This window comes from Singulisphaera sp. GP187 (assembly GCF_900129635.1).
Lineage (GTDB): Bacteria > Planctomycetota > Planctomycetia > Isosphaerales > Isosphaeraceae > Singulisphaera.
The window spans coordinates 1,836,222-1,852,824 of record NZ_FSRB01000001.1 but is presented as its reverse complement, the minus strand read 5'-3'; the positions used below and the strand labels follow the sequence as shown (position 1 = coordinate 1,852,824).

The following is a 16,603-nucleotide window of genomic DNA, read 5'->3' as shown; positions in this document are numbered from 1 at the left end:
AAATCAAGACATCACAAGTTTTTCATTGGTTCGATCGAGCTCGCGACCGACGTGCGACGGTTTTTCCTCGGGATCGAGCAGCGAGCCGATTTCACCGGCGATCACGACCTCGACCTCCCCTTTGCGCCCGAACCTGAGTTCGTCGGTCAGTCGATGAGCGTCTTGGTCGGGGGAGATCATCCCCAAGCCTTGCCCTTGGAGGTGGCTTTCGAGGTCGGACACCATCCCTACACCCGACCAAGGTCCCCAGTTGACGGAGACGACCCGGCCGGACCAGCGGCGATCGAGCCAGAGGGCCAGCTTGTTGAGGGTGTCATTGGCGGCCGCATAGTCGACCTGGCCACGGTTTCCGAATCGGCCCGCCACGGATGCGAAGAACGCGGCGAACCGGAGCGACTCGGGATCGAGAAGGCTGGCGAGATTCAATGCGCCGTCGAGCTTGGTGCTGACCACCCGATCGTAGGACTCGAGCGTCTTGTCGCGGAGCAACTTGTCATGAATGACGCCCGCGCCGTGGATCAGCCCTCGAACGGGGCCAAACCGAGTTTGCCAGCGTGCCAGCACCTGGCGAAGGGCGTCGACATCGCGAACGTCGACCTGGGCGTAGTCGACCTGGGAGCCGGTTGCGCGGAGGCGTTCGAGGTTGGAGCGGATCTCGCGTTGGCGCCGGAGTGTTTGATAGGAGCGTTCGAGTTCGGCGAGGCCAGTCCCTTGCGCTTCCTCGGTCAGTCGTTGATGGAGCAGCGACTTCAAAATCGCCGGGTTCGTGACCCCGGCCGTCAGCCGACTCTCCGCGTCGCGAGGCAACGGAGTGGTGCCGATCATCAGGAAGGTGGGTTTCCAGCACTTCGCCATCTCGGTCGCGAGCACGGCCGTGATCCCGCGTGCCCCCCCCGTGACCAGGATCGGCTCTCCGGGTGCCAGTTGCCATTCCGAGCGACCGGTCACCGGCAAGGGACTCTCCACCACGCGTAGGGCAACCCGGCTACGATCGAGGTAGCCGACCTCGGACCGGCGGTCCCGGGACCCGATCTCGTGAACCAGGTTGGCTGCCACACTCGTGGCCTCGTCCCTCGGGTCGAAATCCACGACCCGAACGCGAATCTCGCGGCTCCATTCACGGGCCAGCGTCTTGACGATCCCGGCGATCGCGCCCTGGCCCGGGAAGAAGTCGTCAGGAACCGCTCCGACGCTGGCGAAGCCTCCTCCCATCGCCGTACAGGCGATCAGGCAAGCCCCCCCCTGCTCGGCCGCCCTGGCCAGATCCTCAGCGCCCGCGCGAGCCAGCAAAAAGAGGCCACGGGCTTCGGGGCCCATGCGAGCCGACCAGAGGTGGGCATCAAGTCCGGCCGAGCGGCCGATCTGCAAGGGCAAGGCGTGAACGATTCCGGCTAACGGCCCTTGAGCCCTGAGCCGCGCGAACAAGGCGTCGATCGCGGTCGGCGAGGTCAGGTCGACCGCCTGAACCTCACCGCCGCCGTCATTCGAGCCCGTTGAGGCGTGTCGGACCACGACGACGGGATGCCCCTTCGATCGGAGTTCACCGGCCAACGCGCGACTGATTCCGCGACCGTCATCGGTGACCAGCAACAGCCCGGAGGCCGCGAGTCCCAGGCCTCCCGCCGCCGATCGCGGTAGAGGCGCGGCGACCGCCTTCAATGTCTGCCTGCGGACGAGGCTTTCCTGCTTCGCCGGGTGATGAGGCATCGTGGGGTTGGCGTGGCCGTTCGTCGTTCCCGGGGCTACCGCGGGGGCGGAGACCGGAGCGGGCCGGTTCGATTTCAGCACCCGCTCGACCTTCTCGACGATCGTACCCAACGTGCGGGCCCGCGAGAGTTGGTCCATCAAGTCGGTATTTGACCCGAGGCCGGTGCCGGGCAACACATCACGCAATGTTCCCAGGATCTCGACCCGTTTGATCGAGTCGATGCCGAGGTCGGCCTCGAGGTCGAGGTCGAGCCGGAGCATCTCGGCGGGGTAGCCCGTCCGATCCTGGACGATCGCGAGGAGCCGGGCCGCGACGTCGACCGGGGCGTCCGGCAGTTCGACCGTAGCGGGTGTCGGCACGGCCGGTTCCGGACGAACTTCGCTCGCGACCCTGGCCGGGGCGGGCGGCACGGCCTCTTTCGGAACGGTCTGGGCCTGGGGGGCCGAGTGACCGTTGGTGCTGGGCGTCGGGGCAAAGTGCTCGTGATTCGGGCGAACGACCGCGCTCGTCGTACCTCCGCTTGAGGCACCGAGGAAACCGAGCATCGTCTCGCGCTGGACTTCCAGGAACATTTGCATGGTCTTCTGGAACGCTTCGAGCACTCGTTCCCTGCCCTGGTCGGCGGCCGGCGTGTTGGGACGAAGCGGCGGAGACGGCATGACGATCTCGGGGGCCTTCTGACCATTTTTGGAGGGAGACGGGAGTGGCCCGTTCCCATTGGAGGAGGGAGTTGCGTGCACGATTCTTTTTAAACCGGGTTCAGGCAAGGGGAGTACGGGGCCAGGTCCCAGCCGCTTTGGCTCGGGGCCGTTCACCGGACGTGCCCGGGATCCATTGACCAGCCAGGTCGACGTCTTGATCGCGTTCTCGCTCGAATCCGCCACGAATGTGGTCCGATCGAGGATCGTCGTGGTTCGCCCGGCGGTCAGAGGCTCAAGATGGAGCGGTAGACCGGCCACGAATAGCCGGGCCAGAGTATGGAGGAATCCGGGAACTCCGGGGCGGCTCGACGGGTCGCAGGAGACCGCGAGATGCGGACGACCTTGCAGGATCGAGCCGGCCAGGGAGGTGAGCGTTGCGCCGGGGCCGACCTCGATGAAGACGCGAGCGCCCGCGTCGTGCATCGCCTCGATCATCGAGGCGAACCGCACCGGGCTCGAGACGTGTGAGCCGACCTGATTCGCGATCGAAGCGGGATCATCCGGATACGGCGAACCGGTCACATTCGAGAAGACCGAGAGCCTTGGCGATCGCGGATCAAGCGCGTTCGCGAGTTCCGCAAGCGGACGGCTCGCTCCGGCGACCATCGGGGAGTGGAATGCACAGGAGACCGCAAGCTCCTGGCCGCGAATTCCCGACTGACGAGCCCGGGCCAGAACGGCCGCGACAGTGTCGGATCGCCCTGAGACGACCGTCTGCTTCGGTCCATTCCAGTTGACCGCACTGACCGCCTCAAGCCCTTCGAGGAGCGACTCGACTTGATCGCGGCCCGCGGACAGGGCGGCCATCGTTCCGGGCGCGTCACCGGCTGCTTCTTTGATGAATCGACCGCGCGCTTCGGAAAGGCGGACCAGGGCGTCGAGCGAGAAAACACCCGCCGCGTGGAGCGCCACGAGCTCGCCGTAGCTGTGACCGCCCACCATGTCGGGCGCGACATGAAGCGTTTCGAGCAGCCGCATGATTCCAAGGCTCGCCCCCCCCAAAGCGGGTTGCGCGACCTCGGTCTCGGCCAGGGCCTTCTTCTGTCGCTCGCGGTCCTCGGCCTGGAACGCAGGGGGCGGAAAGACGACCGGCGAAACAGGCGGTTTGCCCTGTCCGAGCAGGACGTTGTCGAACGACTCGAAGCCGCTTCGGACCGCGGGAAACAGGACGGCCAGCTCGCTGAGCATATCGACGCGTTGCGCCCCTTGGCCGGGGAACAAGTAGGCGACCCGATTTGACGCGTCGCCCGCGGTCTCGGCAAACGAGATCCCTCGGGGATCGTGGAACTCAGCTCTCCCTTGCGCGATCGTTGACCTTGCTTGATCGAGCTTGGCCCGGAACTCATCGAGTGTGGATGCGACAATCGCGAGCGATAGGCCGGTCGGGCCGACTCCGCTCAAAAGCGTGTGTGCGAGGTCACGGAGCGCGGGTTTGGCCCCGCGTTCGAGGGCGACTGAGAGTCTCTCAAGCTCGGCAAGGAGCAGGGCGCGGTCGGCGCTGCGCCAGACGAAGAGTTCGGCCGGCCAGTCTCGGAGTGGGGCCGAAGCCGACTGAGGCGATCCCTCATAACCCTCGAGCACTGCGTGGAAGTTCGTCCCACCGAACCCGAACGCGCTGACGCCCGCGCGTCTTGGCTGTTCTTCGTCGGCATGGATCCATGGACGCGTTTTCGTGCTGATGTGGAACGGACTGTGGGGGCGCGACGCTTGCGCGCTCGGATTGACAACGCCGATCGTGGGAGGCAGGACTCCGTGATGAAGCGCCAGGGACGCATTGATCAGACCGACCAGCCCCGCGGCGCACTTGGTATGACCGACCAGCGACTTGACCGAGCCCAGGGCGCAACGACCTTCCCGGGCCCCTGACTCCGTAAAGACGTCGTTCAGCGCGTTCACTTCCGCCTGGTCACCCGCGGCCGTGCCGGTCCCGTGAGCCTCAACGTAGCCGACGCTCGCCGGATCGATTCCCGCCTTGGCGTAGGCCCTGCGCAACGCCCGAACTTGCCCTTCAGGGCGAGGCGCGGTCAAGCCTTTGGCGCGGCCGTCGCTGGAGGCGCCCAGCCCCTTGATCACGGAATAGATTCGATCGCCGTCACGCTCGGCGTCGGCCAGGCGCTTGAGCACGACCACAGCAACGGCCTCGCTGATCACGATGCCATCCGCACTGGCGTCGAACGGGCGGCACCGACCCCTCGGTGAGAACGCCTGCGTCTTGCTGAACGCCAGGTACGTAAACGGATTTTGAACCGTGTCGGCGCCGCCGAGAATCACCACATCGGCCGCCCCGCTCTCCAGCTCGCGCACTGCGACGGAGGCGGCCGCCAGCGAGGAGCCACACGCGGCATCCACCGTGTAATTGGCGCCTCCGAGGTCGAACCGATTGGCCACGCGACCGGCCGCGACGTTCAGGAGGATCCCGGGGAACGAGTCCTCGGTCCACTCGGGAAGAACCCCTTCGCACTGCTCGAGCGCCTCGCGCCCCGCGCCCGGCGCGATCGTGTCGAGCATTGGCAAATACGAGCGGAACGCATAGCCCATGGCGAGCTGGGCCGCGCCACCCCCCGCACCCAGGACGACGGCCGTTTTCTCGCGAGGAAAGGGACGGTCACGATAGCCCGCGTCATCGATCGCCGCTCGGACCGCCTCCAAGGTCAGCAAGTGGAGCGGCTCGATCGATGGGAGGCTCGTCGGCGGCATCCCGTACCGCAGCGGGTCGAAGGCAATCTCCGGGACGAAGCCTCCCCACTTCGAGGTGATCTTGTCGGGAGCCTTGGGGTCGGCGTCATAGTAGAGCCGCCAATCCCAGCGGTCGGCCGGAACCTCGGTGATCGCATCGATGCCGTGGAGCGTGTTCTCCCAGAACGTCCGGACGTCCCCGGCCCCCGGCACGATCGCCGACATCCCGACGATGGCGATATCGCACGGCTCCGGCTTCGACAGGCCAATCAGCTCGTCGGCGGCCAAGGCGTCGGTCAACCGATCGATTCGCCCCATCCCCCCGGCACTGATGTCCTGATGAAGCTCGGCGATCGTTGAAACACCCTGACGAAGCGTGGCCGCCTGACCGAGCATGTACAGCCCGCGCTCTGACTGGCTCTCGGTCGCGACTGCAACCAATGGCGATCCGGCCCCGTTCGTCCGCTCGATCCCCTTGGCGGCAATCCGGAGCCGGCCCGCGTTCATCCCTTCCAGTGCCGTTCGGAGCTCCTCGGCGGATCTTCCCGCCGTGAGCAGTCGCTTTCGCTCGAGCTCGAACGTGTCGACGTACGGGGTCGGACTGACGCGCACCTCGTGACCGGGCCCCGTCTCGAGCAGGACCGTCTCGTTGCAGCGCACGGCTTCGTCTTGAAACTTGGAGACGATCGCGCCGGTGGCGACCGCCTCGGCCGTAAAGAGGTAGGCCGTTCCGATCAGAACGCCGACCCGAACTCCTCGCCTGGCCAGTGGAGCCGACAGCGCCGCCACCGCGGCGGCCGATCGCGCATCATGAATTCCACCTGCAAACAGGAGGTGGACCTCATCGGGTGCTCCCCCCTTCTCAAGCATCTCGAGAACGACCTCGACGGCCTGCTCCCAGAGTAGCAGGCTCGACCGCGGTCCGACGTGGCCGCCACACTCACGGCCCTCGAGGACGAACCGACGTGCGCCGTCATTCCAGTATTGCCGTAAGAGCCCTGGCGATGGCGCATGGAGGTAGGTTGCGATCCCCTCCCGCTCCAGCTCTTGGGCCTGGTCGGGACGTCCTCCCGCGATGAGCGCAAACGAGGGCCGAGCGCGACGAACCTCCTCGATCTGCTCGAGCCGCAGGTCGGGCGGCACGAATCCGAGGATCCCGACTCCCCAAGGGGATCCATGGAGTCGCGCGGCCGTTTCGGTCAACAACCGACCCACCTCAGGACCGCGCATCAGGGCGAGGGCGAGGAACGGCAATGCCCCACCCACCGCGACCACCTCGGCAAATGCAGCCAGGTCGCTCACGCGGGTCATCGGCCCTTGAACGATCGGGTAACGCGTCCCATGCGAGCGGGCCAGCGGCGCGTTCTCATCAAGGGGGCGCGCGGTCCGAGCGTCACGAAGTCCTGCGTCGATCGAATGCGCGACGGCTTGCACGATCCCACCGACCGTGACATACCGCCGGGCCAAGCTCCCCGCGAGCGCCGCATCTTGACCGACGGGCCGGACCTGTCCGTCCTCCCAACCGACCTCAGCTCGGACGGCCGACTCCCAGGCCGAACGTCCCGCGGTCGCAGCCTGCTTGAGCCTGACGAGCGCCGGAGAACCTGGATCTGCCTGGACGCGCAGGATCGCCCCGGCCTCTCGGCCGATCAGAATCGTCTCGCTGCCATCCCAACGCTCGATCCGTCGGCGGAGCGAAGGGTGCAAAGGCGATTCCTTGGCCAGCAGCACAGCCCCGTCGAGCACGACCCCGGCCGCCCCCGCCGCGACACACGCCGCGGCCGATCGCAGACCGATCCCGCCCCGGACCCAGACCGGCGGTGCATCCTCGATTCCGACGGCCGCCTGCAGGAGGATAAAGGACGACTCCTCCGCAACCCGTCCCCCCGCCTCGTTCCCCGCGACGATCAACGCCTCGAAGCCGGCCGCGGCGGCCGCTCGACACGACGCTCGCGAACTGACCTCGGCGACCGCGATGCGATCGCAGCCGCTTAAAGTCGCGCGTAAGCGATTCCAATCCTCACCGCCAGCCTCCACGACGACCACCATCCCGAGGTTCCCCGGGAAAGTCGCGACGACCGACTCATTCAGTGCACCGGCAGGGAGGCGAACCCCGAACGTCTGTCCTTTGAGGAACTTCGACGTTCGATGCAGGGTCTCGAGGTCGGTCTCGGCTAGGAACGTGATCCCGAAATCGAGGATCCCGATCGCGCCGGCCCGGCATGCGGCCACGACGACGCCTGGATCGCGCTGTCCGCTCGGAGCAACCGCCATAACCCGTGGAAGACGCAGTGTCATGAGGCAATACCACACTCAGGGGCACGGTCCGAATGAACAGTCAAGTGTAGCTAGTCCTCACGCGTAGTCAAAATAAGAACCGTGGACAATATGGGTCGAGTCTGCGGATTGTTTCGGTTCGTCCTGGTTTGGTTGTACCATTCCGCGTCAGCAACCTCAATTCCAGAGCGGGATTGCGCGGGATTGTCCTGTTCGCTTGCGGCGTCGAATCGTTAGGTGGTGGCTCTGAGCACTTGCTTGATGGACGAGCACGGTCGATCGTGCGGAACGGAGTACAACGTCGTCGACGATAATGTTCGTCGATCGGCGCGGAATTGTTGAGCATGGGACGCTTTCCGCCTTCGTTTTCTTTCGACCCGATACCGTCACGAGCACGAGTCAGGGGTCGAAAAAATCCGGAGTGAACTGGGCCGCCCGCACCCTTGCCCGTAGTGGGTCGGAGATGATATGACGGTAGAGGTTAGGATCCGCAATTTCGGAATCGCGAACCCTTGCGGACTTGAGTTTTCCCGACACGCGGCTCTCTTCGCCACTCGGGAAAGAACTTGGCCGAACGATGTTCCCGACGCCGTTCGCCTGGGAGTGACATCTGATGACGAGCGCCGCTCGGATTCGGCTCTGGTTCCGCATTGTCGTCCTCGGCTCAATTGCGACCATTGTCGCAACCACTCCGCTGCTCTCGGCCGACACTCCGATCGGTTACCGCCCCGTCGCCTATGCGATTCAAGGGGCCAAGATCGTGGTCGGGCCGGACAATACGCTCGAGAATGGCACCATCGTGGTTCGGGACGGCCGAATCGAAACAGTCGGTCCCAGCGACAAGGTTTCCGTCCCGCTCGACGCCGAGACGATCGACGGCAAGGGACTCGTGGTTTATCCCGGATTGATCGATCTGTTCACGACCATCGGCCAATCCCCCAACACCGTCCGATCGCGAACGGGGGCCGGCCGTTCGGTGGATTACAAGCAGACTGCCCTGGCGCGGACGCCCGAGGATAATCGCAACGGGCTGACCCCTGAGTTTGAAGTGGCGTCGACGTTCCACTTGAGTGAAGCTCAGGCCGCGGAGCGTCGCAAGCTCGGATTTACCGATCTCCTCGCCGCGCCGGCCGGAGCAATCGCGACCGGGCAGAGCGCCCTGGTCAGTACGAGCGGAGGCCCGCGCCGTGAGGTCATCGTTCGTTCGCCGATCGCGCTTCATATTAATCTCCGTGCCCCGTTCGAACCGGTGCCTGCCCCTACCGACGACGACGATCATGCGGCGCCCTCAGCGCGGGTCCGAACCGCCGGCCGCTATCCGTCGGTCTTGATGGGAGTTGTTGCTCACCTCCGCCAGGCGATGCTTGATGCCGAGCGTCAGCAGACCCTGAAGGCGAATCCGGCGGTAGGGTCGCCTCGGTTCGCCTACGATCCCGCGCTCGACGCGCTCCAGGCGGCCCGAACTAAGTCCCTGCCCGTCTGGTGGGAAGCGAACACGCGCGATGAGATTCACCGGGCGCTGGACCTCGCTGAGGAATTTGGCACGACAGCCGTGATCGTCGGCGGGCGCGAAGCGGGGAAAGTGGTTGACCGGCTCAAGGCACTCGACGTCCCGGTCGTGCTACGACTCGACTTTCCCGATGAACCCAAGGTTCCGTCAGAAGCTGAGTACCGCAAGCGCGACCTCGCCGATCGCACTGAGCCTTACCAGGTCCTCGTCGATCGTGCCACGCGTTGGAAGGAGCAGATGGGCACAGCGCAAACGCTGGCGAAAGCGGGCGTTCGATTTGCGCTGGCCAGCGATGGGCTCGCCAAGCCCGAGCTTTTCCCCGGGCAAATCCGCAAGCTGATCGCGGGCGGCCTGTCACGTGAGGCCGCGCTCGCCGGCCTGACGCAAGGTGCCGCGCGGATCGCGGGCCTGGAGCCGCTGCTGGGAACCCTTGAGCCGGGCAAGCTCGGGCACCTGGTGGTCCTCTCCGCCCCATTCGGCGATGACGAGGCCAGGGTCCGTTACGTCCTCGTCGACGGCGAAAAGTTTGAGGTTGATAAGAACGGCGTCGCCAAGAAGACTGAGTCGAGCGCGTCGCGACCCGAGGCGAAGGGCGAACTGGCAAAAGCGAAGACTGAAGAGGCGAAGCCCAAGGAAGCCGCCAAACCGGAAGCGGCCCCGAAGGCCGCGACGCCTCCTTCTCCCCGTACGATCGAGGACCAACCTTCGCAAACACCCTTCCTTGATGTCGCCACTGAATTCGACCATAACCGCAAGCCGCGGCTCGAGACCAAGGGGAACGTCCTGATCAAGGACGCGACCATCCTGACCATCACCCCGGCAGGGACGATCGCGAAAGGGTCGATCCTGGTCCAGAACGGCAAGATCGCCGCGGTGGGACCCGACCTGATCGCGCCCGAGGGCCTGACCGTCATCGACGCCACCGGACTGGTGGCGATGCCCGGAATTATCGACTCCCATTCGCATATCGCCATCCAAGGAGGTGGCAACGAATGGAGCCTCTCGGTGGTTCCCGAGGTGCGCATCAAGGACGTCATCACGGGTGATGATCCGGCGATCTACCGGGCCCTCGCGGGGGGGACGACGACCGCACGGATCCTTCACGGCTCGGCCGACACGATCGGTGGCCAGGACGCCGTCATCAAACTAAAGTATCGTCAGTCGGGGCGTGACCTGATTCTCAAGGACGCGCCGCAGGGGATCAAATTTGCCCTCGGGGAAAATGTCACGCGAAACCCGGGACGGTTTCCGAACACCCGAATGGGGGTCGAGGCGACGATCGATCGTGCCTTCCAGGAAGCCCGCGCCTACCAGGAGCAGGTGAAAGCCTTTGAAGCCGCCAAGGCGGCGGGCAAGGTGGTTCCGCCGCCGCGCCGTGACCTCCGGCTTGAGGCACTGGCCGGGGTCCTCGACGGCTCGATCAAGATCCATAGTCATTGTTACCGGAGCGATGAGATCTTGATGTTGATGCGCGTCGCCGCCCGCCACGGGGTGCGCGTTCAGTCGCTTCAGCATGTGCTCGAGGGTTACAAAATCGCCCCGGAGATCGTCGCCCATGGCGCCAGTGCGTCGACCTTCTCCGACTGGTGGGCCTATAAGGTTGAGGCATTCGACGCCATCCCTTACAACGCCGCCCTGATGACCGAGGCGGGCGTTTCCGTCTCGATCAAGAGCGATAGCGAAGAGTTGATCCGGCACCTTAACCTCGAAGCCGCCAAAATGGTCAAGTACGGCGGGCTGACCGAGGCGCAAGCCCTGGCGATGATTACGATCAACCCCGCGCGGGAACTCGGGCTCCAGGACCGGCTCGGCACGATCGAAGTGGGCAAGGATGCCGATATCTCGCTCTTCAACGCCCATCCGCTCGACGCGTTTGCGCGGTGCGAGCTGGCACTGATCGAGGGAGAGGTCTGGTTTCAGCGCTCCGAGAAGAGTGGCAAGTTCGCCTTGCGGCCCGGCGATCACAGGGCGATGCCGACCTCGGGCAATGGGGCGAGGGCGCGCGTCCTCGACATTCCTCACAACCCGAAAGAGGTCTACGCCCTGGTCGGTGCTTCGATCCATCCGATCAGCGGTCCGGACATCGCCAATGGGACTCTTGTGATCAGTGAGGGGAAAATCGCGGCCGTCGGTGACGCCGGAACGATGGTTCCCTCCTCGGCTCAGACGATCGACCTCCAAGGGTTCGACATCTGGCCGGGTCTGGTGGACGCGGGAACTCGGCTCGGTCTCTACGAGGTCAATAGCCTTGCCGAGACCCAGGATGACGCCGATTCGGCCCAGTTCGAACCCGAGCTGCGCACCAGCTCAGCGCTTCACCCCGACAGTGAGATTATTCCGGTGTCGCGGGCCAACGGGATCCTGACCGCCTATGTCCAACCGTCGGGAGGCCTGATTTCGGGCCAAGGCTGTGTCATCGGACTCAACGGCTGGGTGCCCCGCGAGATGGTCATCGCCGATCCCGTGGCCTTGCATGTGTCGATCCCCCGATACATCCCCCCTGAGGTTGAGGGACCGGGCACGCGTCGCGAAGGCCCCGACCCGATCAAGAAGCGGACCGAGCAGCTCGAGTCAATTGTGGAGGAGTTCCATCGGGCCCTCGCCTACGACAAAGTGGTCTCCGACACCAAGGAGAAACCGGTCGATGCCCCGGGTCCCGACCCTCGCCTCGCCGCGCTCGTTCCTTACGCCAAAGGCCGGAAGCCGGTCATCTTCCACGCCGAGCACCGCACCGAGATCCTCGAAGCCCTCAAAATCGCCGGCACATTGAAACTCAAGGCGATTATCTCGGGGGGCGCTGACGCCTGGAAGGTTGCCGACGCTTTGAAGGCGGCCAAAGTGCCCGTCCTGGTCGGCGGAACACTTCGAGTCCCGGGTGAACCGAGTGATCCCTACGATGCCCCCTACGCCAACCCGGCCCGCCTGCACGAGGCCGGCGTGAGCTTCGCGATCCGATCCAATCCGACCGGTGCGCAGCAGGCGACAGCGGCGCGCAACCTCCCTTACGAAGCGGCGATTGCGGTGGCCTTCGGCCTGCCCGAAGCCGAGGCGCTCAAGTCGGTGACCCTCGCCCCCGCACAGATTCTCGGAGTCTCCGAGCAGGTTGGGTCGTTGGAGGCCGGCAAACGGGCGAATCTCGTAATTACTGCCGGCCACCTGCTCCAACCGACAACCGAGGTCAAGGCGCTCTTCCTGGACGGCAAGCCGATCGATCCCAAGAGTCGTCACACCCGGCTCTACGAAAAATACCGCAGGCGGCTCGCCGAGGTTCGCGCGGGGACGGCGATTCTCGGGATCGACTCTCCCAAGGTTCCGGCTGCCCCGGCCCCTTCCGCCGCGACTCCACCCGCGACCAATGTTCCCTCGGGTCAGGAATGACTGGGCTCCGCCGGGGGTGGCGAGTCGAACCGCGGTGATCGGAACGCTTGCAACAGGCTGGAACCGCTCTGTCACGCTGGGCCCTGACTCCGTCAACCTTGCACAATAAAAGGGGCAACGGACCAGCCTGGCGCGACCGGAATCGGGCTCATTCCGAATGAGTGATAAGATGTGCTGATTTTGACATGAGATCCTCGAATGCAGGAGCGAGATCGATGCGGCCTTGGCTTCGAAACATCGGTGCGGCCCTGGCAGTGGGCTTGCTGCTCGGGGCGGATCAGCCGCCGGGTAACCTCGACATCTACTTCATCGACATGCAGGGGGGCGCTGCCACCTTGGTGGTCACCCCTGATCGTGAGTCGATCCTCCTCGACTCGGGTTGGCGTGGTTTCGAGGATCGCGACCCGAAACGAATCGAGCATGTCTTGAAGGACGTGGCCAAGCTCGACCATCTCAATCACTTGATGACTACGCATTGGCATGCCGACCATTTCGGTGGCGTGGAAGGGCTGGTGAAACGAGTTCGCATCGACCAGTTCTGGGACCGCGGGCTTCCCGACCCGAACGCTCCCGACAATGACAAGGCAGCCTATCCCGATGGTCCGAAGCCGAACGACCCGGCCGGGGTCGCGTACCTCAAGGCGAGTTCCGGGCGGCGCAAGTCGTTGAAGGCTGGGGACACGGTCCCGCTCAAGGGGAACGTTTCGATGCTCGTTCTCGCCTCCGGGGGCCAGGTGATCCAGACTCCGACCGAGCCAGTCAATCCGCTCAGTGCCTCGGCCCCGGCCGACCTGGATGTCGACCCGAGTGACAACGCGCGCAGTCTCGCCTTTCGGATCCGCATGGGCCAGTTCGACTTCCTCGACTGTGGCGACCTGACCTGGAACGTCGAGAAAGCCCTTGTCTGTCCCGTGGACCGAGTCGGCCCCATTGACCTTTATCAGGTCACCCATCACGGGCTCTCGATCTCCAATCACCCGACCCTGCTCAAGACGATCGCTCCCACGGTGACGATCATGAACAACGGCCCGAAAAAAGGGGGAGACGCCGCGACGGTTCGGCGTTTGAAGTCGATCCCTTCGATTCAGGCCGCTTACCAGCTTCACAAGAACGCAGCCACCAGCGCGGACGACAACACCGACCCGGCGCTGATCGCCAATTCGGATCCCGCCGGCGGCCAATTCATCCATGTCCACGTGACCCCGGACGGCCGAAAATTCTCCGTGCAATTCGGCGAGGACGGACCGACCCGGACGTTCGATTCACGTTGAATCTCGAGTCGGAAACGATCGGGCCGGCTGATCGGTACATCAGGTCCGAGGCCGGCCCGAGCCCCCCTTCGACGTTCCCAAGGAGCCCACGATGCGCCCTCAAAGTCTCATCTTGCTGACCCTCGCGCTCGTTGCTTCGCCGGCGATCGGCCAGGAGGCGAAGCGTGAGAAGATCTTCCCGTATCCGGCCCAGCGGACCGACCTCGAGAATGGCCTCTCCGTCCTGTCGGTCCCGTTCGATTCGCCCGGGATCATCGCCTACTACACGGTCGTTCGCACGGGCTCGCGCAACGAGGTGGAACCAGGCCTCTCCGGCTTCGCTCACTTCTTCGAGCATATGATGTTCCGCGGCACGGAGAAGTATCCGCAAGACGAGTACCAGAGGGTCGTCAAGGCCCTGGGCGCGGATGCCAACGCGTTCACGACCGATGATTGGACGTGCTACCACATGACGGTCCCGTCCTCCGCGCTCCCCACCGTGGTCGAGGTTGAGGCCGACCGGTTCCGCAACCTCAAGTACGATAAGGCCGACTTCCAGAAGGAAGCCCGCGCCGTGCTCGGCGAGTACAACAAGAGCGCGTCGTCGCCGTTCCTGATCCTCAACGAAGCCATGCAGGACAAAGCGTACACGGCGCACACCTACAAGCATACGACAATCGGTTTTCTGGCCGACGTCAAGGACATGCCCAACCAGTTCGACTACAGCAAGAAGTTCTTCGACCGATGGTATCGGCCCGAGAACTGCACGATCATCGTCGCCGGCGACGTCGATCATGCTCGCCTGGTGTCGCTGGTCCGCAACGAGTACGGGGGCTGGGAACGCGGGAAGTCGTCCGTGACGATTCCTGTCGAGCCCGAGCAAACCGCGCAGCGGTCTGCGCAGTTGACCTGGCCGTTGCCAACCTTGCCGGTCCTCTACCTCGGGTTTCACATTCCGGCGGCCGATCCCCGGAACCAGGACATCGCGGCACTCTCCGCGCTGGCGCAGGCGGTTTTTGGTGAGACCAGCCCACTCTACAAGAGCCTGGTTCTCGACGAGCAAAAGGTGGTGCTCCTTGCGGCTGATGCCGAGCTGAAACGCGATCCGGCGATGTTCACCGTCGTAACTCGGTTGCGGAAATCAGAGGATCTCGTCTCGGTCCGGAAACGGATCGAGGAAACCCTGGCCGAGGCAGCCAAGACACCGATCCCAGTCGCTCGGCTCGAGGCGATCAAGTCCCACCTCCGGTACGCGTTCGCCAACTCGCTCGATAGCCCCGACGCGGTGGCAATGGCCGTCAGTGAGTCGATTGCACTCACCGGCCGGCCCGACTCGATGGAAGAACGCTATAACGCCTACGATCGCCTCACTCCCGACGATCTGAAACGTGTCGCCGGCCGCTACTTCGCCCCGACGAATGAAACCGTGGTGATCCTCGAATCGGAGAAATCGAAATGACCGCGACCCGACGCGCCACGCTCGGCGGGGTCCTGGCCCTCGCCCTTTTTCCGCTCGGCTCGCCCAGCGCCTTGAGTGATGACGTGCTCAAGGCTACGGGCAAGGGGGATGCATCCCCGCTCTACCTCCCGTCGAAATCGACCCCACTCGTCGCGATTCGATTCGTCTTCCGGGCGGGGTCGCAGGACGACCCACGTGGTAAAGAGGGGCTCGCGGCCCTGACCGCCGCCATGATCGCGGAAGGGGGAACCACGGATCTGACTTATGACCAGATCCTCGAGAAGTTCTACCCAATCGCCGGGGCCCTTTCCTCGGCCTGCCTCAAGGAGACGACGGTTTTCTCCGGTGAGATTCATCGCGACAACCTGGCGGCCTACTCCACGCTCGCCACGTCGATGCTCACCAACCCCCGCTTTGCCGCCGATGACTTCGAGCGGCTCCGCAACGAGGCGATCGACTTCGTGTCGAAGACGCTTCGGGGCGGCAACGATGAAGAGCTCGGCAAGTGGACCTTGCAGGTTGACTTGTATAAGAATCAACCGTATGGCCATGTGGACCGTGGCACGGTTCAGGGGCTGAAGGCGATCACGATCGACGATGTCAAGAAGTTTTACCAATCGCACTACACGAAAAAGGCCCTGAGGCTGGGGGTAGCCGGAGGCGCTGACGAAGCGGTGCTTCCAGGGTTGATCAAGAGTCTCTCGTCGCTCCCGGCCGACGGAGTTGCCCCTCCTCCGCTGCCGAACCCCGAGACGCCTCGCGGTCTGGATGTGACGATCGTGGAAAAGCCGGCCGATTCGACGGCGATCTCGCTCGGTTTTCCCCTCAATGTGACGCGTCGCGACGACGACTTCTACGCGCTTGCGATTGCCAACTCCTACCTGGGAGAGCACCGGACGTTCAACGGCAAGCTGATGCAAGACCTGCGCGGCAAGCGCGGACTGAACTATGGAGACTATTCCTACATTGAGGATTTCGTCCAGGAAGGAATGAGCACCTTTCCCGTGCCGAACAATCCTCGTCGCCAGCAAGCCTTCACGATCTGGCTCCGCCCGGTCCCCCGCGACCGGACCGTCTTTGCGCTTCGAGGCGCTCTGTGGGAGCTCGACCGTCTCATCGAAGACGGGATCCCGCCCGCCGATTTCGAGGCGACGCGTTCGTTCCTGCTCAACTACAGCAAGCTTTGGGTACAAACCCTCTCGCGGCGGCTGGGCTACGCGATGGACGGCGAGTTCTACGATCGTGACGATCTTGTCACCGAGTTCGCACGCCGGTTGCCGAAGCTTACCGTCGAGCAAGTGAACGCCGCGGTCCGCCGCCATCTCAAAAAGCCCGGGTTCAAGGTCGCGATCGTCGCCCAGGATGCCGCGGCACTCCGTGATTCCTTGCTCTCCGGCAAGCCAACCCCGATTACCTACGACACCCAGGGGACGCCCGAGAGCATCCTCGCCGAGGACAAGGTCATCGAGGCATTCCCGCTCAACGACGTGAAGGTTAAAATCATCCCGGTCGATCAAATGTTTGAGAAATAACGCTTTCAACTCTCGATTGGTCGATCGAGCTGGGGAGTCTCCCCGGCTCGATCGATCCTCGGTTGCCCTTTCCCGGGAGGACGGTCGGGCCGGGCGCTGAGAATCCTTCCGA

The 16,603-nt window shown here is 64.4% G+C and carries 5 protein-coding genes; 4 read left to right on the top strand and 1 reads right to left on the bottom strand.

The genetic code is table 11. From position 1 onward, the window contains the following. Window positions 1-3: 3 nt before the first annotated feature. Window positions 4-7,383: a type I polyketide synthase gene (locus BUS42_RS07345; protein WP_254053359.1), complete on the bottom strand. Its 7,380-nt coding sequence runs from the start codon at window positions 7,381-7,383 to the stop codon at window positions 4-6. 592 nt (window positions 7,384-7,975) lie between these two features. On the opposite strand from BUS42_RS07345, the gene BUS42_RS07340 reads away from it, so the two are divergent. The 4 genes from BUS42_RS07340 to BUS42_RS07325 all read left to right on the top strand — a co-directional run bounded on the left by BUS42_RS07340 (window position 7,976) and on the right by BUS42_RS07325 (window position 16,491). Continuing rightward, window positions 7,976-12,250: an amidohydrolase family protein gene (locus BUS42_RS07340; RefSeq protein WP_074306356.1), complete on the top strand. Its 4,275-nt coding sequence runs from the start codon at window positions 7,976-7,978 to the stop codon at window positions 12,248-12,250. Window positions 12,251-12,465: 215 nt separating this feature from the next. Further along, the gene (locus BUS42_RS07335) at window positions 12,466-13,521 is read left to right on the top strand and encodes a ComEC/Rec2 family competence protein (RefSeq protein ID WP_074306355.1); all 1,056 of its coding nucleotides are present in this window, start codon (window positions 12,466-12,468) and stop codon (window positions 13,519-13,521) included. 91 nt (window positions 13,522-13,612) lie between these two features. Next, entirely contained in the window at window positions 13,613-14,959 is a 1,347-nt protein-coding gene (locus BUS42_RS07330) for a M16 family metallopeptidase (protein WP_074306354.1), read from the top strand. After that, a complete protein-coding gene (locus BUS42_RS07325; protein WP_074306353.1) occupies window positions 14,956-16,491 on the top strand; it encodes a M16 family metallopeptidase in 1,536 nt (511 codons plus the stop codon). Before BUS42_RS07330 ends, BUS42_RS07325 begins: the two co-directional genes overlap by 4 nt. Window positions 16,492-16,603: the final 112 nt, after the last annotated feature.